Here is a 22969-nt window from a genome sequence, read left to right on the forward strand (position 1 = left end):
TATCATTTGCAGGTATTTCTGAGAACTTTTCACACTGAATTTTATTAAAAGAAATTTCCAAGTGAGTCGTTCCATTAGCCAATTCCACTTCAAAACAATACTTGACGATTTTCAAGATACTTGCTTCAATTCAAAAAAAACTCCCTGTGTAGGGTGTTTTTTAAGCTATAGCCCCTTAATTCTACCTGTAATTACTATTTCTAAACATCTACTTCTTAGGAAGAAAAGGTTTTTCTTCCATTTTTCTTGGAACTGCCCATAGTGATTCGGTGACAAACGAACCATGGCCTATGGTAGAGACACCGAAATTGAAATGAAGATTCTTGTCCATCAGCGTTGGATGAATAAGGCTTTTGTAATACCGGTAAAGTATTTCCCCACTTTTGAGTTCTCGCCCATTCTGACCAAAATGTTCCCGCATCTCAAAACGGGTTCGGACGTTTTCTCCTTTAGAATTTTTGACCAAAAAAATATCATCAGGGCCATTTAAACTGCCCTGTTGGACCGAGGTGAGAACAATAGATTTGTTACTGAGGTTTTTTATCTCAAGTTCAAGATACATGGATGGTCCATCTTTGGTTGTCTCCTTAGCCACATAATTGATTTTTACCCAAATCGGCGTATTCGACAGGTTGTATTGAGCTAAGCTATTTTGCCCAATACCCAAACTTAGAAGCAAGGTCGCTCCAATGATTCCAATAACCTGAATTGATCTGTTCATTTCATAGGTGTGTATTTTGATTTTTTATAGTCAAATGGAGTCTTCGAATGGCTGAAAATTATCTCTTGGTGTGTAAGTTTGCTCTAGTCTTTATTTGTTTTTTTCTTTACCTGAAATCGTAATAAAGTCTTCTTTTAATTTATGTTTTGTTGAAGAATTCTAGAATTGTTTTTGAAAGTTATACCTGAGAATTTAATTCCATCGATGGTTTGTTCAGCATATAGTACTCTATGATCTATGTTCAAAAGATCATTTTCTGATAAGTTTTCAAGAAAATCATATTTCATTATTAATCTTTTCATTTTAGGAAAACAAATTCCATTGTAAAACAAAAGCAATAATTCAGTCGAAGACATTTGAGCTTGAATCAGATTAATAAACTTCCTATATCTCTTTTTAATATGTTCTCCTTCAGTTGATTTTCCATCAATTTTAATCTTCGCCCCTTCATAATCTCCTTTGAACGTACTCAATGCTTCACTAACCACTTCCATTTCCTCTTTCTGGTCTATAAAATCGAGTATATGGTAAAGATGTCTAAAGTAATGTCCCAGCTGGTTATGGTAGTTGTTGAATACTATGTAATATGCCATTCTGGCTCTTTTTTCTTCGGAATCAACATATTCAATTCGGTCAACTTCTTCGGACTCCATAAGTTTCTGAATATTTTGAACCACATAAGAATTAGACCTATTTTTTTGTGAAATGATTTTGGTTATTTTTTTATAAACGGACTTTAAATCATTTTCGAGTGCTTCAAAAAAATCCAATTCCAAAGAATCATAATTAGGTTCTTCAAGATTGCTAAAACTTTGGAGTAAACCATGACGAATATCCTGTTGAACTTTCAAAAGGTTAAAGAATGTGTTTTCAAATTGTTGAGTTACGAAAACATTCTTTGTTTCCTTTAATTCTTGAATTTGAAGGCTAAGTTCCTTGCTCTGTAATCTCAATGCCAGAAAAAATAAAAGTACTCCAGCAAGACTCCAAATTGTACCAACAATACCTCCTATAAAATCTCCAGTTGCTCCAGTTGAACTAATGTCAATCGTGGTTCCATTTGAGACTATTTCATATTGGTTCTGAAGTTGTTTGAAGAAGTAGAAGGCAATTGCTAAACCTAACAAAACACTTACAATTGATAAAAACAACAAAAGTATTCCCCAGACTCCATACTTGTGGAGAAATTTTGTCCATCTTTTTGAAAATGATACTTCCAAAGGTTTCATTAATGTTTATTACAGTTTAAGTATTGCCGAAGGTGAAGAGAAGGAAGAACAAAAGTTAAATCAATGAAAGAATGTTAACTTTGCCCAAATGACCATTCGAATCTGTTCAGCACCGCTTTTGGCAATTGCATTTTAGTGGCAGTTTATTATTACTGCCAATTTGATTTAGAAATAATTTTCAGGCCATAAAAACTCTGGTAAATGCTCTTTTATAAGATCTACCTCACGATTATATCTTCTTTTTTGTAGTTCACGGACAAAATGAGGCCAAGGTGGAATGTTACTTCTATAAACATTGGTTAGTGAAGTTGACATCCCTCCTCCAATCGCAGATGATAAACCTCCTCCAATTGCTGTCGATAACCCACCGTAAAGAGCTGTTGATAGTCCACCATACAAAGCAGTCGATAACCCACCATAAAGTGCAGTCGATAGTCCTCCATATAAAGCTGTTGACATTCCTCCATAAAGTGCAGTCGATAGTCCTCCGTATAGAGCAGTTGATGCTCCACCATTAAGCGCTGTAGACATTCCCCCATTTAAAGCGGTTGAAAGTCCACCACCAAGACTCGTGCTTAAATTTCTAGGCCAGGTTCTTAAATTTTCAATAATTGGTCTGCTCATATTTTTCTATTCGATACATTTTTAAAATTCCCGTTATAACTGACTCAACCCCAATCCACTTAGTCTATGGAGTTTATATCTGCAATATCCCCAATGTTATTGCTTTCAGCTAAATCTCCATTCGGGGGTAGGAAATCCTTACTCAGGACTGGCTTGAATTTGTAATTCAGCTCCCCCCAGCCTTCATAGCATTCTCTACTCACCAACATTTGTCGCTGACTGGCCCAATCCTATCCCAATTCAAATAATTGGTTCTTTTCGGATTATACCTCCTGAAAAAGAAGGAACCTGATCCTGCTCCAATTGAGAAATCAAGGAAAAGAAGTGAATTGGTTTTCCCGATTTGCATGCCATAGAATCTTCAATTCTTGGAAAAGCCCTCGGAATCTTCGATTTCAATAACTAAAAGACATCTGAAAGAAAAGGAGTTTTGAATAAAAAAAAATACCCAGTACTGGGTATTTTCTCTTTTAAAATGGGTGATTAGTATAGATTTTTACTTACAACCATTCTTTGCGCAGGTAATTCTTTCGTAAGAATTAACCCAATGATCAGATTTTACTGTGGTGTCTACACCACATCCGGTTTTACCTCCTTTTTGTCCTTGATGAACTTCTCCTGTCGGAATGTGCTTTACAGCCATAATTATTTTGATTTAAGTTGGTAAATAGTAAAGAGCTTGTTGAATCAATACTCTAGGACTCTCTTTGCTCTACCAAAGCTAAAGAATTAATAATTGTATAGGCTATTACTAAAAAATAATACAGACAGTATATGTCATAGAATCAGTTACTTAATCAATCCATTAAATATTTTACTTAAGAAAACCATCTGGCACCATTCCAACACCCTTTTGAATGTCTTTAAATTGACAATTATACTTTTTTTTAAATTAACTCAACCCCAAAATCTCAAAAAGCTTATACATACCAGAATTTCCTCTATCAGGATTCTCTAGATCAAAACCACCAAACCTTTTAGAATAGGTTATTGCAGTAGGAAGCCTTTCTATTAACTTCAAATAAATATCATCTCCTTCTTTGGTGAAATATTTCTGTGATTTAGCGTAATCTGACAAATGATTTCTCAAGCGACTTTCTGCTCTTGCACAATCATCGAAAGGAGCCTGCGTGAACTCAAAGTGAAGCAAGAGCCAAAATTCTATGCATGGTTGATTGATAATAACCGAGACATTCGTAATTGAACTCAACTTATCCTTATACTTCAAAAATTCATCAAGAGGTCTAAGCTGACCTTTTTTTACCTCTCTTGTCTCCTTTAAAATCACATCCATATCTACGATCCATACCACAGTGTCAAAGTCATCGGAAAGACTAAGAACCTTATTGAATTGATCATGCAAAGACTTTCTTTGTGGGATTTCAGGTTTGATTTGAAACTTGGCATTGGGTTCATTTCTATTGAGCATAGTCAGATACCAGGCTTCAGTTTCTCCATCTACCACTACAGCGACCTTAGGTTTTCTCTTGAGAGGAATATTTCTTCTATTTCTCATCAGTCAGATCAATATAGAAGTCCCCGGTATTTGGCACCCCTCCTAGCTTCCCTATTTTATATGCATTATATACACTGCTGGTATTTCTGATCACAGAAGAGTCAAAATCAGCCAGTGAATAGAGCTCAGTAGCGCTACCTTCATTTTTATCGGTAAACCAGATTGCGTCGTTTCTATAAATATCCCTGTTGTCCAAAATCTCCCGGTTGTGAGTTGTAGCAATCAATTGGGACCTCTTGGAATTCATCAGAAATGAAAGGATAAAATGATTGTATAGATCTGGGTGCAAAGAAGTTTCCAGTTCGTCAATCGAGAAAATGACTGACCCCTTGATCATCAAAGCCAAAAGGCCTGCAAATCCAAAATACCGCTGAGTTCCCTGGGATTCAGATAAAAACGGTAAGAAATATTTAGAGCCATCTACTGTATGCTCAAATTCCAATTTTGAAAAAGATAATTTACCTCTTCTACTCCATTCTTTGAAATCATCAGGATTTTTATAAACTCTATTTTGCAATAGCTCCATAAATTTCGGACGTTCAAGCTGATCTATTTTAATATCTGAAATATTAAAATCAGCTTTCCGTAAGATTCTTGAGATATCATTCTTATCTAATTCATCAGAATCAATTTTGTCTAGAATATAATAATCTAACTGCGTATTTGTTGATACCATTTGATTGAGATGGTTCTCAAACCAGTCAGCCACATTCCTCAATTCATCAACCTGAATATTTGTCTTCAGATATCCACCGAGCACCGTATTATTCCACAGGGTATTTGATTCCAGTGTCTTTTTATAGACTTTATCTACAGAGATCTTACTTCCAAATTTGATTTCTGTAAACTGATTTTCAACATCTGTAGTCCGCCTAAAAATATTGGCCTTGTTCGGATTGAAAAAATTCAGCTCTTCGGTTAAAACTGCGTTTTTATCGAATTCTACTGAATAGGCATACTTTATCTCATCGTGGATAAATTCAATGGAAAGTATTGAAGGCTTACTAGGAGTAACCTTATCGAATAGAAAAGGGGAAAATTTAAGTTGGGCTGTTTTCTTTTCTTCGGGTTCCAAGACTAGATCTCTTAGAAAATCAAGAGCCCGAAGGATGGTAGTCTTTCCTGAGGCATTGGCACCATAGATAAGACCAAGCTTTAGAACCCTAATGCCACTTTGGGTATTAATCACGTACTGATCTTCCAAATGAGTGGAACTATCCGCTTCAAAAGACAGGATTTGTTTTTCCTTAACAGGTCCAAAATTTTGGACACTAAAGTTGAGTATCATCTAGGTGTTATTAAGACTAGCATTATTAATTTACTCGTCAAAGAGATTACAAAAATACAACGAAAAATACTGACTTTGGTTATTTTTTATCCATAATATGTAATCTGTTTACATATTTATCTTGAAAAATATTAAAAACCACCAGCTGGTAGGATCAAATTATCCTAAGTTAATCCTGAATAATCTCACTTCTGATACCTCTTAAAATTCTCCGCCTGCTCAAAAATCTCCTTATAGACTTCGTCTCTATCCACTGGCGGATAATCATTCTCTGCAAGTAGAATAATCAAATCCACTTTCAATTCCGCCTTGATATCATCCCGCTTACTCCAGTCTGTGTATTTGGCCTTATCGTCCACCACATCTTTGACCTCTTGTGCCAAGTGAATTAACTTGTCTTCGGGATAGACAAAATCATACTTTTTGGCCAAGGCTTTTAGAATGTCATAGAAAGCCTTCTCTTCGAAATCAATTCCCATCTCAGCAAAGGATTCTTTCTCCTTTTGCATCGCATAGTATAGGTCTATAATCTCATTCGTGAAATCTTCCAACACTTCACTTTGCAAGACATCGGATTCCTTCCGCTCATTGTATTTGTCCACCAGCGTTTGCATCTGCTTGGAGAAATCTATTCCCTTGATCTTATTGACTTTTTTGAATTCGTCAATTGCCTTGGCTAGCAACTTTTGTAACAACTTGATTTTTGTATGCGGAAGCTTGATCTTATCGATCTTAGCCAAGTAATCAGCCTCAAAAATATCCACTTCGCTTTGCCCGTCTTCCCCAAGTTTAAAAATCTCCTCTACCCCTTCGCTCTGAATCGCTTCCTGTATCATTTCCCGAACTTTCGCATTCATCTGATCGGTATCGGGGCTTTCTCCCTTGGTCAACTTGAACACAATCGACCGTACCGCAATGAAAAAATGAATCTTGTCTTTGACTTCATTGGTAAAGGCCGCAGATCCTGAGCAAATATCATAAGCAGCTTTCATCCGCTTTACCAGATTCATAAAGCGTCGCTCCAATTGCTGGGTCAACTGCACAAATTCAGCAGCTTGATTCAAGGTATGTAATTGCTGTAGTGGTGTGCCGTCAAAATAGGCACTGTAATCAAACTTGTGGAAGATGGCTTCCAGCAGATCCAACTGGTCTTTGACCACAATAATGGACTGCTCGATGTCTTCAAAGTTTTGGCTATCCACCGTAGAATACTGCTTCAAGGCCAAATTCATCTGCTTCTTAATCCCAATGTAATCCACCACTAAGCCTTTTGACTTTCCTTCAAACTTCCTATTCACTCTCGAAATCGTCTGAATCAAACTATGCTGCTGTACCGGTTTGTCTATGTACATGGTATCCAAAAAAGGCACATCAAATCCTGTGAGCCACATATCCACCACTATCGCAATCTTAAAATTACTCTTGACATTCTTAAACTGCCGATCCAGTTCCTTTCGGTAATCCTGATTGCCTAAAAGCTCATAAAGACCCTTTTTATCATCCTTACTTCTAGTCATCACCATATTGACTCTGGCCATAGGAAGAATCTCCTTCTTGTCTTTTTCACTGAGCTCAACTCCTTCTGCAGCATGAAGGATTTCTCCCCAAGCTGGACGCAAAGCCAGGATTTCCTGATAAAGTTGATAGGCAATTTCCCTACTGCTACAAACAAACATTGCCTTGCCAAGCAGTGTACTGCCTTCTTCTATTCTGTTTTCATAATGCCTGACAAAGTCCTCTGCAATGGCTTCGATTCTTCCGGGATCTCCCAAAATCGTCCCCATCTGTGCCATTTGCCGCTTGCTCTCGTCGATCTGGTATTCATTCCCTCCATCATCAGCTACCATTTGATAGTATTTCTCAATCTCCTGAAGCTTTCTGTTTTCCAGCAAAACTTTCGCCGCTCTGCCTTCATAAACGATCCTAACAGTAATGTCATCCATCACTGATTCGGTCATGGTATAGGTATCCACAATCTCCCCAAACACTTCCATGGTCGCATCAATCGGCGTTCCCGTGAAACCCACATAGGTGGCATTCGGCAGGGAATCATGGAGGTGCTTCGCAAAGCCAAAACTCTTCTTCACACCCTGCTCGGTAATCCGAACCTTCTGATCCAGATTGGTTTGGCTGCGGTGTGCCTCATCGGAAATACAAATCACATTGCTTCGATCCGTGAGCAATTCGGTGTCCTCATTAAACTTATGAATCGTGGTCAAGAACACTCCCCCAGAATTTCTACCCTTCAGCTCATTTCGCAGATCTTCCCGACTGGTCACAGACTTGATTACATTGTCTCCGACAAAGGCCTTGGCATTGGTGAACTGACCGCTCAACTGATCATCCAGATCGGTACGGTCGGTGATCAACACAATGGTAGGACTGGCAAAGTCCACGCTCTTCATCAGCAAGCGGGTCAAAAAAAGCATGGTAAAGCTCTTACCACAACCTGTCGCTCCAAAGTAAGTTCCTCCCTTTCCATCGCCCTGAGGATGCTGATGGAGTTTGATATTTTCAAACAGCTTAGTCGCTGCATAGTACTGCGGATAACGGCAGACGATCTTCTCATCTCTCTTGGAGCTATCCGGCAGGTAAATAAAATTATGGATGATATCCGTAAGTCGGCGCTTATCCAGCATCCCACGGATCAGCGTGTACATGGCGTCGATTCCATGCACCTTGGTGGACTTGCCTGTGGCCGGATCGATTTCCTGATCTAAGCCTTCGATTTTCCGCCAGGCATAGAAGAACTCATAGGGAGCAAAAAAACTTCCTGCCTTGGTATTCACTCCATCGGAGATCACGCAAAAGGCATTGTACTTAAATAGATCCGGAATATCCCGCTTGTAGCGATTAGTCAGCTGATCGTAAGCAGAGAACAAAGAGGCGGTTTCCCGGATAGAGGATTTAAACTCAAAGACTACCAACGGCAAACCATTAATGTAGAGAATCCCATCGGGAATGCGCTTTTCAAAACCCTGAATCTCTAACTGATTCACGAACTTAAAGTGGTTCTTTTCCGGCTGCTCATATTCGATCAAAGAGATAAAAATATCCTTCTGGTTTCGGTCTTCCCGCTTCAGCAGAAAGCCATCCCGCACCCAGTTCATAATCGTCTTATTCGTCTCATAGAGATCCGAAGCTGGCAACTTCTCCAATTCCCGAATAATGGAAAAGATCTCAACCGGAGTGATTTTCTCAGCAGCATATCGTTCCAGCAAATAGCCATGCAAATCCTCCCTAATCAGAACTTCTTCCTTGCCCCTACTAATCTCCTCACCCGGCACATAAGGATAGCCCTGTTCTCCTAAAAGAGTGATAAAGGCTTGTTCTAGTTGGGATTCGGTGAATTTCATATTCTACCTTTTAAGCCATTCAACTATAGAAACAACTTTATCATTCGGAAAAACCACATAAACACCAGCATTTCTATAAGCCCCCTTAAATAGTTGATAATAGTCTAAGCTGTATAAATAAGGGTAAATTTCTAAGTATTCACTTCCAGAAAAGTCTTCGTAGTCCTTAACAATAGGCATAATTGCAATGTTTTCAATATACTTTGCAGCATCTCCTAGGCCTAATTCCCAATTACACCATTTAGAAGAAATAGCTCCTACCGTTGCCAACAGAATAAACTTATGATTTTCCGTAATTTTTTCTTTAATTCTTCTAGCAGTAGTACCAGATGTGGTTTTTGGCATACCTTCATCCAACCAATCTACGTAGATTTCTACTCCAAAAGATTTCAATAACGATATAGCTCCTTCTAAATATTCTCTTTCATCGTGCTTATGTGAAAGAAATATTTTCGTTTTAGAAACTGTACTTTCTCCTTTAAAACTATTTAAGCTTTCGTTTAAGGTCATATAATAAGATTTTAATGACCTTCTTTGATTTCTTAGTTCTGATTCGGTAATAAAGCTCATGAATTATTTAATAGTTTTTTCAATCTTAAAATCATCCTTCTTATCTCGTAACTCTATTGCTTTGTCAATATATTTAGTGGGATTTGTTTTAAAATCAGACCATTTTACAGATTGAATGTAGGAGCTATCGCCAGAGTAAACCCAACTACCATTACAAATCCTTCTATTTGGTTCCTTTACATTAAACATATTATCACGTATAATTTGAAATAAAATAGGTGTGTTTAAAGTAATGCAATTACAGTCTCTATCATATGTTATATAATATTCGTAACTTCCATTTTCATCTGGAAGTATAACGGCAATAACACCATTAGTACTACTAGACTTGCCTAATCTGGTCTGATTCTTTAAAGAATATGAAACTTCCCAAGGTATCCATTGGTCTTTTTCAGAGATAAATGATTCCCTCATTCCTTTAGAAATCAATACAATAGTAACACTACTATCAAAAATCTTGTCTCCTAATTTTGAACTGATTGAAGAGTCTGCCAATTCCTCCATACTTTCATCATCATTTTCACCTTTATAGATATGGTCATCATCGGTTAAATGCTGTGAAATTTCATCAACATAATGCCTTGCCGTTGTTGCAATTTTTATTCTACCAAAAATGGAATCTTGATAAATACCTAAATCCTGTACTAAAGAGTCCGAATATTTATATGAAACGAATACTTTCCTAGCCATATTATTAAATTTTATCAATTAGAAGTTTCTGAAACATAGACACATACCCATAATCTTTTAATAATCGATCATTTAAGAATTCCTTGGGGAGAAAATTTTCATAAACAATTTTTGAAGCAGCTCCAGTACTTGCTACAGGTAATAGTAATGCATTAGGATGAAACTCACGGAACATATTAAATTCAACTTCAATACCATCCATACCTCCGATAAAAATTGCAGCGGAATAATCATATTCATTAAACATTCTCATTCTCATATGTTGAATACTGGAATGTATGTCACCAGTATTCTCTGTGAATTTCACATTTTCAAACTTATTTATATCATCAATGAATTTGTCTTTAAAAAAAAGTGATTGATATAAAACCACATGCTCTTGAATATTACTTTTGAGTTTTAATTCAAGTTGAAATTTTTCTTCTTCAGTCAACTTATCCCATTTATCTATTCTTTCTAAATTTGCTTTTAATTTTTGTTCAATAACATAATTAATGAGTGGAGTTATTGATGGATGTCCTCCCCAAATGATTCTAAAATTAGGAATCATTAAAGTAGATAATGCTATAACGGCATCTCTTATAGCTATTACATCTCCAGTTTCGTAATATTTCGGATGCCTCTCTGGCAGTGGAATACTAGCCGATAAAAATACATTTTTCATTTATCATATTGTTTAGTAACAAACCATCTGTTGAAATTAATCTTTTTGATTGTTTTGATTTCAAGATAATCATTCAACCAGTCCAAATGGTCAAGCCAATAATCTCTGATAGACAAATCATCATAAATTAATCTAATAGACTTGACTTCTTTTTTCCCAATTTTGTTAAGGAGTTTCTCTGAACTATGACAATTAATTGATTGAGGAATTCCAACAGTAGGAATGTATACTATTGTTTTACCCGAAGATAGTTCTTGAGAAATATACCTTTGATATTGAAGCTGTACACTGATGGAATTATTTGAAGCTGCCTGGGTAAAATCTGTAATTATAGAATCTTGTCTTGAAGCTAAGTTTCGGGCTCTTGTTCCTTCAATCATATTTACAATTTTTGGAAGAATATCTTCCTTTAATCTATTGTTCAAATCACTTGAGTAAAATGGCTTTTCAAAATCGTTTGTCTTTAATTGAATAGATTCAGCCAAATAGGCAAAATCTTCAAAATCACAACCTGGCCAGATTAAATGAACAATTCCAATTCGTTTAATATGAGCTTTTTCCAACTCTTTATTACACCATTCACTTTTTAAAAACCCATCAGTATTTAACATTAATATCACATCGCAATCGGTCATCCTATGCCATAATTCTTCTTGGAAATCCTCACCTTTATCCACTGAATGAGTATCTAAAAAGACATCAAAGTTATTTTGTTCAAGTAATTCATAAAGCTGAATAGCAACATTGCTTGATTCACTTCTCTTATAAGAGATGAAAACCTTCCTACTTTTCCTAAGTAATTCAAAACCCTCTAAAATCAGATTAACAATTTTATTTAGGTTATTATCCCATTCTAGAATATTATATTTTTTTAAAATTTCAGGAATGTCAGCCAAGAGTTTTTTTGCTGAAATTGGCAATATTATGTTTCCATCATTTATCTGATGCATAATAATATCTAATGTATCAGAATCAGGAATAAAGTCTCCTCCGAAGTACACTACATATGCCGGCTCTCCACCAGAATATTCATGAATATTGTCTTCTGTGATAAATCTTATAAAATCAATATTCAATTTTAATTCATCAAATTTGTTTTGAAGCTCAATTTTAAGTTTATTAAAAAAATCAACATTATCTCCAAGTTGGATTAATTGATATTTACAGTTTCCTATCATATGTTAAGTTATTAAAAGTTACAATTTTGATCAATTATAATTTTCATTCACCCTCAACCTTCCACTAATCAGCTCCGGCAATAACCTGTCTCGAAGTTGGGTTAGAGTTTCAACTTCTCTTTTATTGGTTGTTATTTTTGATATTGAATCAATTGAGAGCTTATCAAAAACCTTAATTATCTCCTTATTATTTGGAATTATAACTTTCATTCCCTTTAGAATCTGAGTAGTAAGACTACCTCTAATGCTATGGGAGTCACTAATTCCACGCATTTCTTCATATCTATCCTTTAGATTAAAAAATAACCACTGCTTTATACCTTCAATTCCTCGCACAATCACTACAGATTGATTAACGTAGGTATTAATGCAATTGTAAGATGTTTGTCCTCGTGTATTACCTTGCCCTGCGGAAGCAATAAGGATGTCACCCTTTATTGCTAATTTCGTGGAGGAATTATCAATTCCTTTTTGCGTAATAAATTTTTCGGTACTAATTATAAATGAATCTCTTGTTTCACCGGAGGAAAACCAATTAAACTCTCCATTCCAATATTCGGGATTTTGCGTACTTGGTGTTCCTCCACTAAAAACTTTATCAGAAATATCACCTAAACTCTTCACCTCCCACCCCTCAGGAATCCATTTCCCCAGCGTCTCATTAAAGACAAAAGAAGAAGGAAACTTAGCAGCTAGATCGGGATTCTTAGACAGTAGTTTCTTGGAATGAGGAACGAGCTGGCGCTTCTCTGCCATCGCCTGTAATTCATCGGGGATTTCGTTTCCTGCTGCTAAGGCATTATCTAGCACGGGATCGAAGTCTACAAACCAGCTTTTAAACAAGGCTTGCGCCATGGCTTCCAGCGTTTGGTTCATCTGACGGTTTAGCTCGATCTTATCATCCAATTTGCCTAAAATATGGGCAATGGCTTTTTGTTCGGAGAGAGGGGGAAGATTGATTTTGAAAGATTCTATCTGACTTGGACTTAAATTAGGTTGGCCGCTTCCGCTTCCAGCCATAAATAAAGCTTCCTGATATCTCGGTTGAGTAAGAGTATAATAAAGAAAATTAAGATTTAGATTTTCTTCATTTACATCAAACCTTCCTACTCGTTGATTTAAAAGCCCAAAAGAATCATCATCACAAATTAGCCTTCCAACTCTACCTACACTGCCCGCACCTGTCATAGCAATTAAGACATCACCATTATATAATTTGAATTTTTCAAGCTTATTTAAGGGTAGGTTTTCTGGGTAGCATTGAGAACCTTCTAATGTGGCAATCCTATTTTGGATGTTTTTAATTTTAACAACAGGAATGCCTTCGTCTACAAAGTCGTTGCTTTTAAAAGCATAACCACCTTGAAGTTTACAGAAAACTCCTAGCTCAATTTCATCCCAATCACTCATACCCCAATACCTTTAAATTCTCACGAATAGCTTGATCCAATTCCTCGGATTGAGCCATTTGTTTTTTCAGCGTAGCTGTCAGTTCGCTCATTTTATCCTCGAAGTGGATACCATCGTCTTCCTCTTCTGCTACGCCTACATAGCGACCGGGAGTCAAGACGTAGTCGTTGGCTTGGATTTCGGAGAGGGTGGCGGATTTGCAGTAGCCGGGGATGTCTTGATACCCCCCTTCGCCCCCCTCAAGGGGGGAATCGGGTCCCACTTCCCCCTTCAGGGGGATTGAGGGGGTATAATTACGCCAAGAATGATAGGTATCTGCTATTTTAGCAATATCCTCTTTAGTAAGTTCTTTTTGGGTGCGGTCGATCATGCTGCCGAGTTGGCGGGCATCGATAAAGAGGGTTTCGCCGCTTCGATCCCGAAACTCCTTTTCTGGATTTTCTGGATGGGGTCGCTTTTTCTTATTCTTGGTCACAAACCATAAACAAACCGGAATCTGCGTGGTATAGAAGAGTTGACCCGGTAACGCGATCATGCAGTCCACTAGATCCTTATCCACCAGTTGCTGACGGATCTCGCCTTCACCAGAGGTATTGCTACTCATAGAGCCATTTGCCAAGACAAAGCCTGCCGTTCCATTTTCGGAGAGTTTGCTCAGCATATGCAGAATCCAGGCATAGTTGGCATTTCCGGCTGGAGGTGTGGTAAAACCCGACCAGCGGGAATCATCTTCTAGTTCGTTCTTTTCCCGCCACTGACTTTGGTTGAAAGGTGGATTGGCCATGATGTAATCTGCCTTTAGATCAGGATGCTGATCTTTAAAAAAGGTATCCGCTGGCACATCACCCAGATTGGCAGAAATCCCACGGATGGCAAGGTTCATTTTCGCCAGTTTATAGGTCACGGCAGTATATTCCTGCCCGTAGATAGAAATGTCTTTGGTATTGCCCTGATGACTTTTCACAAAGTCTATACTTTGCACAAACATCCCACCCGAACCGCATGCCGGATCATAGATCTTTCCCTTATAGGGTTCGAGCATTTCTGCGATCAGGTTAACAATACACTTCGGCGTATAAAATTCTCCACCGCCTTTTCCCTCGGCAGCAGCGAAGCGACCCAAGAAGTATTCATAAATCCTGCCCACCACATCTTCCTCAGCATCGCCTACGGTATCGATGTTGTTGATGGTATCAAGCAGGGCAGCAAGTTTGCTGGGATCTAGATTGAGTCGGGAAAAATAATTGTCAGGAAGTGCGCCTTTCAGCGAAGGATTGTTCTTTTCTATGGTATGCAGGGCAGTATCGACGATCAAGGCGATGTTATCCTGTTTGGCATTGTCGATGACATAGCCCCAGCGGCTTTCTGGAGCGAGAAAAAAGACATTCTTCATATTGTAGAACTCCTTCATCTCCAGGTATTTCTCCTTGCCCTCTGCGATCAGTTCTTCACGCCTTTGGGTAAAGGTATCGCTTGCAAACTTTAAAAAGATCAAGCCCAGCACCACGTGTTTGTATTCTGAGCTTTCTACTGTTCCTCTGAGTTTATTGGCCGAATCCCAGAGGCTTTCTTCCATGGATTTGGTATTCTTTTGGGCTGCTTGTTTAGCCATTGGATAATCTTGATTTTAAATTCTAGCTTAAATCTAAGCTTTTGGGTGGAATTTTGGGGCCCAAAATTGAATAGAGACAATTTTTGTCTGGATTTGACCGCTGGATTAACTAGTAAAATCTTGTTGATCATTTAATTTCTTATCAAATGCATTTTACAAAAAGTATCTCGGAGGAAAATACCCAGTACTGGGTATTTTTTAGTTAAGATCAGCTGTTTATATTATTTAATGATTCGTTTGAACTGGCTTTTATTCCATCTTCTGATTGATTCTATTGCACTTTTACCATTGACTACATACTTATAAGCCCGTTCGGGAATGTTTCTGAATGGAACTACAATCCTTTTATTTCTGAGCAATTTCATTCACCCCTCTTGGAGTACTCCTATTGCTAAGAAATTGGGTAGGATTTGTAATTATACGCTTATAATCAAACCAATACGTAATTGGTATTCAACCGTTCCGCTCCCTCTAATTAGAATCAGAAATTGGCCTAAAATTCTTTATTAGATTTGAAAGGAATATAAAAAATTAAAGAAATTCATCTCTTAGTTTTAATTTGACAAATACACTCATATCCTCTTTCAATAATTCTTTATTTGTATTATAAAACTCTTGTAAATTAGATTTTTCAGAAGGGTTAATTCCGTACTTTTCAATAAGGTTTGATAAATAATAGCTTGGCAATTTCAGTACAATTCCTTTTTCATAATAAGACCAAGGGAAAAGTTTGAAAAACTCCAAACCATCAAAATCATTTTTAAGATTAGCCCCTGAAAATAAAAGGTTGAATTGTTTATCATAGATAAGTAAGTAAGATTCATCACCATTTTTTGAAAATGTTGTAACAAAATTTTCGCCTATTGGGAAAAATGAATCCAACATGCCTACAACATTTCCAATATTTTCATAAAAGCTACCATCCTCTTTCATTCTTAATCTTTTTTGGGGATCCAAATTATATGTCCCAAAATCAAATGTAATCTCACTATTCAGCCAACCATTTTTATCAAATTCAAATACGTTGTAAGATAAAGGTAAATCAATATAATACATTCCTGAATTCATACTTTCCATGAATCCATTCAAATGGGTTAATGAGACTCCAGAATACCCTTGCTTTAAGGGAACAAAATATTTTTGAATGTTATCATTTTTTACAAGAAAATTATAAGAGGAATCGGAAGGTAGATTATTAAAAAAATATAAATCAAAACCGGATGTACTTAAAAAATTTTCTGCAGTGGTGTAATTTCTTCTTTCTGAAAGAAATTTTCCATTTTGATCAAATTCTATAAATTTACCCAATACTGCATCCATAATGGTAATTTTTCCATTTTTTACTTGGAAATCCTGAATTTGATCAAACTCCCCTGGGCCACCTCCTGTTGATTCCAAGACTTTAATAAATTCTCCTTTTGAAGAAAAAATAAACAGATTATCCATTTGTTGATCTTCAACAAAAATATTTTTGTCCGAGAAAATAATTTTATAAGGTTGTACCAGGGGATTTTGATCAGAATCTTTCAATAAAATGTATTCTATTGAATCGAATACATCAGAGTAATTCATACTCTTTATTTTGTCTACCTGAATTGATACTGTTTTTACTTCTTCTTTTTCATCACAGGAAAAGATTATACAAATTAGGAAATAAAGAAAGAATTTTGAATTACCCATTAGAAAGCAAATTCTAGGTTAAAATTATTCTACAGCTTGTTTGAGCTGAAGGATCACATTCTGATTCTTGTGAGGGTCTACATCTTTGTTGAAGTGTACCGTCAGCACATCTTTCATCTTTCAATTTATAGCCTTCTGCAAGGGCTGATGTTTCATTAACTACAAAAAAGGAAAACATATTCGCTAGAATACATCCAAGAAGAAATTTTTTCATAATTAATTAAATTTAAGTTCCCTTAAATATATAATAGATTGACTAATTTTAAAAATTTATGACTAATTAGTTTATTAAAAAATTTTTTAATACTCTAACATTATTTTCAAATTGATTTTCTCACTTAATTTTTTCCTGCTTTAAAAAGTTGAATTGCTTCGCTAAGTATTTGATTCTTGCTTTAACTTGAGATAGGTTAAGATTATCTTATTTCAAGAAGACAAATCAAGAAAGAGGTTGATCTAAACTAATCTTATTTAAGTAGATAGGTGGGGGTAACTTAAGGTTTTAAAAATCCTACTTTAAAGGAATTTTTGGACTTACTACTCCACCTGCATCCTAATAGAACCCATCTCCAATTGCAAAAATTAATTGATTTTCATTACCTCACCCCTTCCCTTCATCCTTATTTATTCTTTTCCTTCTGGGACGCATTACGACATTGCCGTTAACCGCAGGTGAGAAAACATTATCATGGATCAGTCTATGTCTTTGTACTCCGGTGGAATTATGGTAGACCACCAGACCACTGTCCTGCACTTGCTTTTTGATATTGCCATTTTCCAAGTGGTAATTCAGTACCGCATAAGCCTGATCCCAGTCATGGCCGTTAAATTTTGTTATTTCTTCAAAAGTGATAATTGGTTCATCCATGGTAGAAAATTCTGTGGGTTACTTAACTAATATCTAAATAATTAGAAATAAACCAACAAATAGTTAATTGAACTGAAGTCTTAAAAGTATAAAAACAAACTAGATTTTTTACTCTTAAACCTATCTTATTGCAAGGTGTTGCTTGGTTCGTAGAACATAGCTAAGTAAGACGCCTTTAAAAATACAACGGTTCATAGCTATTGAAATTATAGTATTCACCTCTCCTTTCCCCTATTCTAAGCCGATTCACCTGCGATGAATGATCGGAAAAGCATCGTAGAAACATCGAAGTAATATCGTAAAAGAACTGAACAGGAAATTTTTATTGCTTCACCTTCATAATCTCTTGCTCCTGGCAATGCATAAATTACTCCTCCCGGACATAGTAAATAAAGCCAAGAATACTTTCCTTTTCGATATAGTATATAGTATCACCTTCTTCAACATCCTGCCCTGACCCGATGACCTGAATAATCTCTTCATCTTCATTAACCACCGTCAATCGACAAGGGTCTTCTTTACTTCCGAACCTGAACTGTAGTAACGCCCTCTTTGCCAATCCAAATTCATGCTTTTTTGCCAGTACACCTCTATGAACTTCAGTTTGATGATTCAGATTAAAAAGAATATAAGCCGTCCCAATGCAGCAAAGCATTAGAAAAGCTATTCCCAACTTTGATAAATTCAGACGTTCCATATACGATAAGATTCGTTCACTTATCAAAATCCATTAGTGATTTAAAAATAACCAGTATAGCCACTCAAGTTGTAATCTCCTCACTTTTGGGAATAGGTAGAATTTGTAACTACCCCTCACCACTTTTTCTCCTTTAGGAGAAGGCGATCAATCCTGCTCAGACTATTAAATGGCAATATCAGAAAACTAAAGTATTAAAAACTTACCTATTACTAGGTATATTTGGCCTAAGCCCCCGCATTCCCCAAGCGGATAATTCCCGAATCACTTCGTTCTCGGGATTAACATCTAGGAATTTAAATCTCCTGAATCATCAAAACATATGAAATAATAGAACAATAAAGTGCACTTTTTTCAACATTTAACTCAATTGTTCAACATCGCAAACAAAGAAGTACACCAAAATTCACTTTTTCAAAATGAACAGGTAAAACGGTTAAAAAGTAAACTCTGAAAGATGCTTAAATTTGGTCATTTATTCCCCTTCCCTCCTTCTCATTTAGGAAACCATTTGAGTGAAATATCATAAAACAGTAAACCCAAGCTAATTCCTGTCTATTTTTAGATCTGATCCTTGCTTTCTAAATTTTAAATAGCTTTTCCAATGTCCAGTGCCCTTCTCGACCATATCCAAAAATTCATTCCTTTAGCACCGGATTCTGCGCTAAAAGTCCCAGAATATTTCGAGCGATTGGAAGTCGGAAAAAAAGAAATTCTCCTACCCGCTAATCATCTCTGTGATCGTTTGTTTTTTGTCGAAAAAGGTTGCCTTCATTCTTATTTCATAGATCAGCAGGGGGTTGAAAAATCCGTGCAATTTGCTCTGGAAAATTGGTGGATCAGTGATCACCAGGCTTTTTATAAAAAGAAGGTTACCGATACAACGATTCAGACAGTGGAAGAATCACTTGTATGGAGCATCTCACGGGAGAAATACACTGCCTTGCTGAAAGACCTTCCTGAAATGGAGTCCTACTTCCGCCAAATGTATGAAATTGGTTATGGGGCAGTGATTACCCGGCTAAAATACCTTTTCAATTACTCCAAGGAGGAAATCTATTACAACTTCAGTGAGCAGTTCCCTTATTTTGTACAGCGTGTACCCCAGTATATACTCGCCACTTACCTGGGGCTGACACCGGAGTATCTCAGTAAACTTCGTGCAAAAAGACGATCTTAAACCAGTTCAAGTTTTTTCGGAATTGCGGGGAATACCTTTGGTCTATGTTTCAACAAAAATGATAAAAACATGGAAACCAGACTGCAAATTGACAAGGTAGAACCAAAAGGATATCAATCACTTTTCGAAATCGAAAAGTACCTCCAGCAATCCGAACTTACTTCCACTCATAAGGAACTGATCAAGATACGGGCTTCCCAGATCAACAAATGTGCTTTCTGTATCGACATGCACACCAAGGATGCTTTAAAACAGGGTGAAAAAATCCAGCGGATTCTTTTACTGAATGCCTGGAGGGAAACGGATCTTTTCTCCCCAGAAGAAAAAATCCTTCTCCAGATTACCGAGGAAGTAACTCTGATCAGTGAGAAGGGACTCAGTGAAGAGTTGTATATACAAGCGGTGAAGACTTTTGGAGAAAACTACCTAGCCCAGGTGATTATGGCAATTATCGCCATCAATGCATGGAACAGGCTATCTGTCAGTACAAACAAGCCCATTCCCTCCGAGTAGCAAAAATGAAATAGGCTGGATTTCCCCTTCTGGAATCCGGCCTTTTCATTTCTGTAGTTCCAAAGATTTAGGATTAATTCAATTAATCTTCCTTATGGACAGGCTCGCCCATCAGATGATTTTCAATTGCATAATTGAATTCAGCCCCAAGCAGAATAATAAAAGTGCTGATAAAAAGCCATAGCATTAGAAATACGACCGCAGATATAGATCCATAGATTTCATTTAAATTCCAGAAATGCCGGATGTAAAATGAAAATGCCGAAGAAGCCAAAAGCCACAAACAGGTTGCGAAAAATGCCCCTGGTATGACCCACTTAAACCCCGGCTGATTTCTTTTTGGTGCAAAATTATAAATCAGTCCCATACTCCCTACCAGAACAAGCCCCATCACAAGCCAGCGCAACCAACCAAAAAGACTTACCATTTGCTCATTTAAACCAATTTTTTCAATGATTACTGGGAAAGCAACAATCAAGGAGGCACTTAAAATGATCAGGATAATTGCTCCAAACGTAAATAATAAAGTAAGTCCGTTGTTTTTGATGATTCCCCGCTTGTTTTCTGTATCATAGGCAATATTTATTCCCCTGAACAAGGATTTTGTCCCTAGGTTCCCAATCCAAACCCCTAGCAGAATACCGAAAAAAGTACCCCAACCAAGAGACTCTCCTTTGCTTTTAATAAATTGATCCACCCGGTATTGAATGATAGCATGGGTTTGCTCAGGCATCATCGAACTGATTTTGGATATATGTTCCTCAATTTGCTGAGAATCCATCATAAAGCCATAGATGGAAATAAGCGCCATAATCGCAGGAAAAATGGCCAAAAAACCGAAAAACGCCACTCCGGCTGAAACGATAACTACATTGTTTTCTCCAATTCGTTTTTTTACTTCTATCAAAATATGCTTCCAATCTGAAAATGATAAGGTTGAAATGAATTGAACAGGTTTGTGCATCATTATAGCTTCCCTTGGATTGTCCCTTAATATACAGGATGCTTTTAATCTCTCTAACTATATCCTACTTTCTTTTTTGAGGTAGAAAAAAAGTACTATTTCATTCATTGAAAAGCCGGGAATGTTCCCAGTCAGATTATAGTCTTAATTTCCATGGTTTCCTGTATTTGCAATCCCTAACCCTTACCTCAAGAATTTCTAATTCCGATAATCTAATACTTTAAAACAGCTTTGGGATATCATGAAATTCTTCTTTGCCGGCTATTTGAAATGTAGGCATCTTCCCGCAATGCTATTCATTTTTAATAGATGAATTTGGTGAGAGGAAATTAATTGCTGATCTATTAACTGCTAATAGATTTGCCACTCTTAAGTTTATTGGTTTGTAAAGACACAAACCACGGCAGAATGCCCGTCTCGCTGAAGTCTAAATCTCCTAGACTCCTCGTTGTATTCGCCCTAATTTATATGATGTAAATGAAAGCTCAGAAAACCAAAAATGCCATTTAATTGAATGCCTTCCTATATAGCCTCGGAGTGAGATTTTCCAAAAAAACAGGGATTTTGGATTTTTTAACCAACTGTCCATTTTGAAATGTCAAACAATAATCCGGAGCCTTTCCATAACTAGAGCTATTGAATAGATGAAGCGTATCAAAAAAACCAAAATATTCATCCAGGTTACTATACCCATCAAAAAAACGTCTCCTAATTTCAACCTCTGGTACAAAGTGCCCTCCATTTTCAACTCTGATTGCAACTCTTTTTTGGGCTTCTTCAATTGAATCCAAACAAAAATAAATCATGTTGATCTTATATCCCTTTGCCTTGAAAATAAAAGGCCAGTACAAAGGGTCAGAATTAAAGTTGGTCTCGTAAGCAAACGACTTCCCGGACTCAATAGCTAGACCGATTTGCACCTCAAGCTTTTGAAAAGTCATATTATGTGCCATCTGATCTTGGAAATCAGTAGGGATTATCGAAGAATAGATCTCAAGAAAATGCTTATCATAATCAAAGACAGGGATTCCTTCTGGAGCCAAAAGACTTGAATAAGAAGATTTACCCGCTCCATTACATCCCGCTATAACCAAGAGCTGGGGGGATTCCATTAGTTAAACTGTGGAGACACTTTAGGATTCTTAGTCAGTGTACCCATGGCAGCCTTCTGTTCATATATGCGGATCTCTTTTTTAATGCGCGGCATCTGACTTTTCATTTTTTTTGTCAAATCTTCTATTTGCGCAGTAAGCTTGTCTTGTCTCTTACCCATAACCCAAAGATACAAATTTTTAAATTTCTCGAAATCTAATTGAAATTATCGAACTGATTTCAGATACCTGTTCCTCAATTTGCTGAAGGTCCATCACAAACCAATAGACGGAAATATGAGCCATAATCGCAGGAAAAATGGCCAAAAAACCGAAAAACGCCACTCCGGCTGAAACGATAACTACATTGTTTTCTCCAATTCGTTTTTTTACTTCTGCCAAAATATTCTTCCAATCTGAAAAAGATAAGGTAGAAATTAATTGAACAGGTTTGTGCATCATTATAGCTTCCCTTGGATTGTCCCTATAATATACAGGATGCTTTTAAACTCTCTAACTAAATCCTACTTTCTTTTTAGTCAAGGAAAAACGTATTCCTCGAAATGGAGCTATTTTAAAAAATGACTTCCCTTAAACCAGGAACTGAATTTTGTATCCACCTTCACAACCTTTTTAAAATACATTGGACAGAAACTTTATATCCTTAGAATTTTTATTTTCTCAATTTTAAAACATGAGATAGATTAATTCAAAAGGAAATGATTTGGTAGCTGATAATTTTATCATGATTTCGGAGTTAATCTCTTGAAGAATTAAACCACCGGAAAGGCACAAAGCTCAAAAAAAAATTTTTTTAACTATTAAACTATAAGTTTCAGCAATCAAACTACTGTCTTCAATAAAAAACCATTGCCTTTCAACACAAAATACCAGTACAATAATTGACATCTATTTCAACAAATTTCCCTGAATTCAGGGATTACCTTTTTTTATTGTTCTCATTTAATTATAAAAAGTTTTTGAAAGGACGGACATCGAAAACGCAGTATTCATTTTCCATCCAATCAAAGTTGTGCTTTTTTTATGGAAGTTGAAGGAAAAAGATCATCAATGGAGTCTCACTGGTCTTTAGTACAAAAAAGATTTTTCAGTCCAAA

General features: G+C 36.6%; 21 protein-coding genes. 2 read left to right on the forward strand and 19 right to left on the reverse strand.

Translation table 11 applies throughout. The annotated features are described in order from the left end of the window. Positions 1 to 208: 208 nt before the first annotated feature. From J0A69_RS15870 to J0A69_RS15945, 16 genes are all read right to left on the reverse strand, one after another. Positions 209 to 721 carry a hypothetical protein gene (locus J0A69_RS15870; RefSeq protein ID WP_206587576.1) on the reverse strand — a complete coding sequence of 171 codons (513 nt, stop codon included), beginning with the start codon at positions 719 to 721 and terminating at the stop codon, positions 209 to 211. 134 nt (positions 722 to 855) lie between these two features. Next, positions 856 to 1950: a putative phage abortive infection protein gene (locus tag J0A69_RS15875; protein ID WP_206587577.1), complete on the reverse strand. Its 1095-nt coding sequence runs from the start codon at positions 1948 to 1950 to the stop codon at positions 856 to 858. 165 nt (positions 1951 to 2115) lie between these two features. Further along, positions 2116 to 2574, reverse strand: a complete 459-nt coding sequence (locus J0A69_RS15880; protein WP_206587578.1) for a hypothetical protein — start codon at positions 2572 to 2574, stop codon at positions 2116 to 2118. Between the two features lie 496 nt (positions 2575 to 3070). Further along, positions 3071 to 3217, reverse strand: a complete 147-nt coding sequence (locus J0A69_RS15885) for a hypothetical protein (protein ID WP_206587579.1) — start codon at positions 3215 to 3217, stop codon at positions 3071 to 3073. Positions 3218 to 3466: 249 nt separating this feature from the next. Continuing rightward, positions 3467 to 4090, reverse strand: a complete 624-nt coding sequence (locus J0A69_RS15890; protein WP_206587580.1) for an RloB family protein — start codon at positions 4088 to 4090, stop codon at positions 3467 to 3469. Next, on the reverse strand, positions 4080 to 5378 hold the full coding sequence (locus J0A69_RS15895; RefSeq protein ID WP_206587581.1) for an AAA family ATPase: 1299 nt from the start codon (positions 5376 to 5378) through the stop codon (positions 4080 to 4082). The genes J0A69_RS15890 and J0A69_RS15895 overlap by 11 nt, the downstream gene beginning before the upstream one ends. Positions 5379 to 5563: 185 nt before the next feature. Next, complete coding sequence (locus tag J0A69_RS15900; protein WP_206587582.1) at positions 5564 to 8734, reverse strand: type I restriction endonuclease subunit R; 3171 nt, start codon at positions 8732 to 8734, stop codon at positions 5564 to 5566. Between the two features lie 3 nt (positions 8735 to 8737). Beyond that, positions 8738 to 9304 carry a toll/interleukin-1 receptor domain-containing protein gene (locus J0A69_RS15905; RefSeq protein WP_206587583.1) on the reverse strand — a complete coding sequence of 189 codons (567 nt, stop codon included), beginning with the start codon at positions 9302 to 9304 and terminating at the stop codon, positions 8738 to 8740. 3 nt (positions 9305 to 9307) lie between these two features. Continuing rightward, positions 9308 to 9994, reverse strand: a complete 687-nt coding sequence (locus J0A69_RS15910) for a TIR domain-containing protein (protein ID WP_206587584.1) — start codon at positions 9992 to 9994, stop codon at positions 9308 to 9310. Between the two features lie 4 nt (positions 9995 to 9998). Continuing rightward, the gene (locus J0A69_RS15915) at positions 9999 to 10658 is read right to left on the reverse strand and encodes an SLOG domain-containing protein (RefSeq protein WP_206587585.1); all 660 of its coding nucleotides are present in this window, start codon (positions 10656 to 10658) and stop codon (positions 9999 to 10001) included. Next, complete coding sequence (locus J0A69_RS15920; protein ID WP_206587586.1) at positions 10655 to 11836, reverse strand: toll/interleukin-1 receptor domain-containing protein; 1182 nt, start codon at positions 11834 to 11836, stop codon at positions 10655 to 10657. Before J0A69_RS15920 ends, J0A69_RS15915 begins: the two co-directional genes overlap by 4 nt. Positions 11837 to 11866: 30 nt before the next feature. Beyond that, positions 11867 to 13246 (reverse strand): restriction endonuclease subunit S, encoded by a 1380-nt coding sequence (locus J0A69_RS15925; protein ID WP_206587587.1) that lies wholly within the window; start codon positions 13244 to 13246, stop codon positions 11867 to 11869. After that, positions 13239 to 14858 carry a class I SAM-dependent DNA methyltransferase gene (locus J0A69_RS15930; protein WP_206587588.1) on the reverse strand — a complete coding sequence of 540 codons (1620 nt, stop codon included), beginning with the start codon at positions 14856 to 14858 and terminating at the stop codon, positions 13239 to 13241. The genes J0A69_RS15925 and J0A69_RS15930 overlap by 8 nt, the downstream gene beginning before the upstream one ends. A gap of 531 nt (positions 14859 to 15389) precedes the next feature. Beyond that, positions 15390 to 16538, reverse strand: coding sequence for a 6-bladed beta-propeller (locus tag J0A69_RS15935; protein WP_206587589.1), 1149 nt, complete (start codon positions 16536 to 16538; stop codon positions 15390 to 15392). Between the two features lie 601 nt (positions 16539 to 17139). After that, positions 17140 to 17406 carry a hypothetical protein gene (locus tag J0A69_RS15940; protein ID WP_206587590.1) on the reverse strand — a complete coding sequence of 89 codons (267 nt, stop codon included), beginning with the start codon at positions 17404 to 17406 and terminating at the stop codon, positions 17140 to 17142. Between the two features lie 367 nt (positions 17407 to 17773). Then, positions 17774 to 18103 carry a hypothetical protein gene (locus tag J0A69_RS15945; protein WP_206587591.1) on the reverse strand — a complete coding sequence of 110 codons (330 nt, stop codon included), beginning with the start codon at positions 18101 to 18103 and terminating at the stop codon, positions 17774 to 17776. Between the two features lie 604 nt (positions 18104 to 18707). Between J0A69_RS15945 and J0A69_RS15950 the strand changes: the two genes are divergently transcribed. Together J0A69_RS15950 and J0A69_RS15955 are read left to right on the forward strand one after the other, a co-directional pair. Then, positions 18708 to 19283: a Crp/Fnr family transcriptional regulator gene (locus tag J0A69_RS15950; RefSeq protein ID WP_206587592.1), complete on the forward strand. Its 576-nt coding sequence runs from the start codon at positions 18708 to 18710 to the stop codon at positions 19281 to 19283. A gap of 69 nt (positions 19284 to 19352) precedes the next feature. Next, complete coding sequence (locus J0A69_RS15955) at positions 19353 to 19796, forward strand: carboxymuconolactone decarboxylase family protein (RefSeq protein WP_206587593.1); 444 nt, start codon at positions 19353 to 19355, stop codon at positions 19794 to 19796. Between the two features lie 82 nt (positions 19797 to 19878). Here the strand turns inward: J0A69_RS15955 and J0A69_RS15960 are convergent, their stop codons facing one another. From J0A69_RS15960 to J0A69_RS15970, 3 genes are all read right to left on the reverse strand, one after another. Beyond that, positions 19879 to 20763, reverse strand: a complete 885-nt coding sequence (locus J0A69_RS15960; protein ID WP_206587594.1) for a YihY/virulence factor BrkB family protein — start codon at positions 20761 to 20763, stop codon at positions 19879 to 19881. A gap of 503 nt (positions 20764 to 21266) precedes the next feature. Next, on the reverse strand, positions 21267 to 21872 hold the full coding sequence (locus J0A69_RS15965; RefSeq protein WP_206587595.1) for a zeta toxin family protein: 606 nt from the start codon (positions 21870 to 21872) through the stop codon (positions 21267 to 21269). A gap of 180 nt (positions 21873 to 22052) precedes the next feature. Next, positions 22053 to 22313 carry a hypothetical protein gene (locus tag J0A69_RS15970; protein WP_206587596.1) on the reverse strand — a complete coding sequence of 87 codons (261 nt, stop codon included), beginning with the start codon at positions 22311 to 22313 and terminating at the stop codon, positions 22053 to 22055. Positions 22314 to 22969 lie beyond the last annotated feature (656 nt).

It is taken from the genome of Algoriphagus pacificus, from assembly GCF_017254845.1.
Classification (GTDB): domain Bacteria; phylum Bacteroidota; class Bacteroidia; order Cytophagales; family Cyclobacteriaceae; genus Algoriphagus; species Algoriphagus pacificus.

What these genes read in the sequence shown, in the direction of transcription:
- J0A69_RS15870 (WP_206587576.1), bottom strand. Translation starts at nt 721, where the DNA reads ATGAACAGATCAATTCAGGTTATTGGAATCATTGGAGCGACCTTGCTT.
- J0A69_RS15875 (WP_206587577.1), bottom strand. Translation starts at nt 1,950, where the DNA reads ATGAAACCTTTGGAAGTATCATTTTCAAAAAGATGGACAAAATTTCTC.
- J0A69_RS15880 (WP_206587578.1), bottom strand. Translation starts at nt 2,574, where the DNA reads ATGAGCAGACCAATTATTGAAAATTTAAGAACCTGGCCTAGAAATTTA.
- J0A69_RS15885 (WP_206587579.1), bottom strand. Translation starts at nt 3,217, where the DNA reads ATGGCTGTAAAGCACATTCCGACAGGAGAAGTTCATCAAGGACAAAAA.
- J0A69_RS15890 (WP_206587580.1), bottom strand. Translation starts at nt 4,090, where the DNA reads ATGAGAAATAGAAGAAATATTCCTCTCAAGAGAAAACCTAAGGTCGCT.
- J0A69_RS15895 (WP_206587581.1), bottom strand. Translation starts at nt 5,378, where the DNA reads ATGATACTCAACTTTAGTGTCCAAAATTTTGGACCTGTTAAGGAAAAA.
- J0A69_RS15900 (WP_206587582.1), bottom strand. Translation starts at nt 8,734, where the DNA reads ATGAAATTCACCGAATCCCAACTAGAACAAGCCTTTATCACTCTTTTA.
- J0A69_RS15905 (WP_206587583.1), bottom strand. Translation starts at nt 9,304, where the DNA reads ATGAGCTTTATTACCGAATCAGAACTAAGAAATCAAAGAAGGTCATTA.
- J0A69_RS15910 (WP_206587584.1), bottom strand. Translation starts at nt 9,994, where the DNA reads ATGGCTAGGAAAGTATTCGTTTCATATAAATATTCGGACTCTTTAGTA.
- J0A69_RS15915 (WP_206587585.1), bottom strand. Translation starts at nt 10,658, where the DNA reads ATGAAAAATGTATTTTTATCGGCTAGTATTCCACTGCCAGAGAGGCAT.
- J0A69_RS15920 (WP_206587586.1), bottom strand. Translation starts at nt 11,836, where the DNA reads ATGATAGGAAACTGTAAATATCAATTAATCCAACTTGGAGATAATGTT.
- J0A69_RS15925 (WP_206587587.1), bottom strand. Translation starts at nt 13,246, where the DNA reads ATGAGTGATTGGGATGAAATTGAGCTAGGAGTTTTCTGTAAACTTCAA.
- J0A69_RS15930 (WP_206587588.1), bottom strand. Translation starts at nt 14,858, where the DNA reads ATGGCTAAACAAGCAGCCCAAAAGAATACCAAATCCATGGAAGAAAGC.
- J0A69_RS15935 (WP_206587589.1), bottom strand. Translation starts at nt 16,538, where the DNA reads ATGGGTAATTCAAAATTCTTTCTTTATTTCCTAATTTGTATAATCTTT.
- J0A69_RS15940 (WP_206587590.1), bottom strand. Translation starts at nt 17,406, where the DNA reads ATGGATGAACCAATTATCACTTTTGAAGAAATAACAAAATTTAACGGC.
- J0A69_RS15945 (WP_206587591.1), bottom strand. Translation starts at nt 18,103, where the DNA reads ATGGAACGTCTGAATTTATCAAAGTTGGGAATAGCTTTTCTAATGCTT.
- J0A69_RS15950 (WP_206587592.1), top strand. Translation starts at nt 18,708, where the DNA reads ATGTCCAGTGCCCTTCTCGACCATATCCAAAAATTCATTCCTTTAGCA.
- J0A69_RS15955 (WP_206587593.1), top strand. Translation starts at nt 19,353, where the DNA reads ATGGAAACCAGACTGCAAATTGACAAGGTAGAACCAAAAGGATATCAA.
- J0A69_RS15960 (WP_206587594.1), bottom strand. Translation starts at nt 20,763, where the DNA reads ATGATGCACAAACCTGTTCAATTCATTTCAACCTTATCATTTTCAGAT.
- J0A69_RS15965 (WP_206587595.1), bottom strand. Translation starts at nt 21,872, where the DNA reads ATGGAATCCCCCCAGCTCTTGGTTATAGCGGGATGTAATGGAGCGGGT.
- J0A69_RS15970 (WP_206587596.1), bottom strand. Translation starts at nt 22,313, where the DNA reads ATGATGCACAAACCTGTTCAATTAATTTCTACCTTATCTTTTTCAGAT.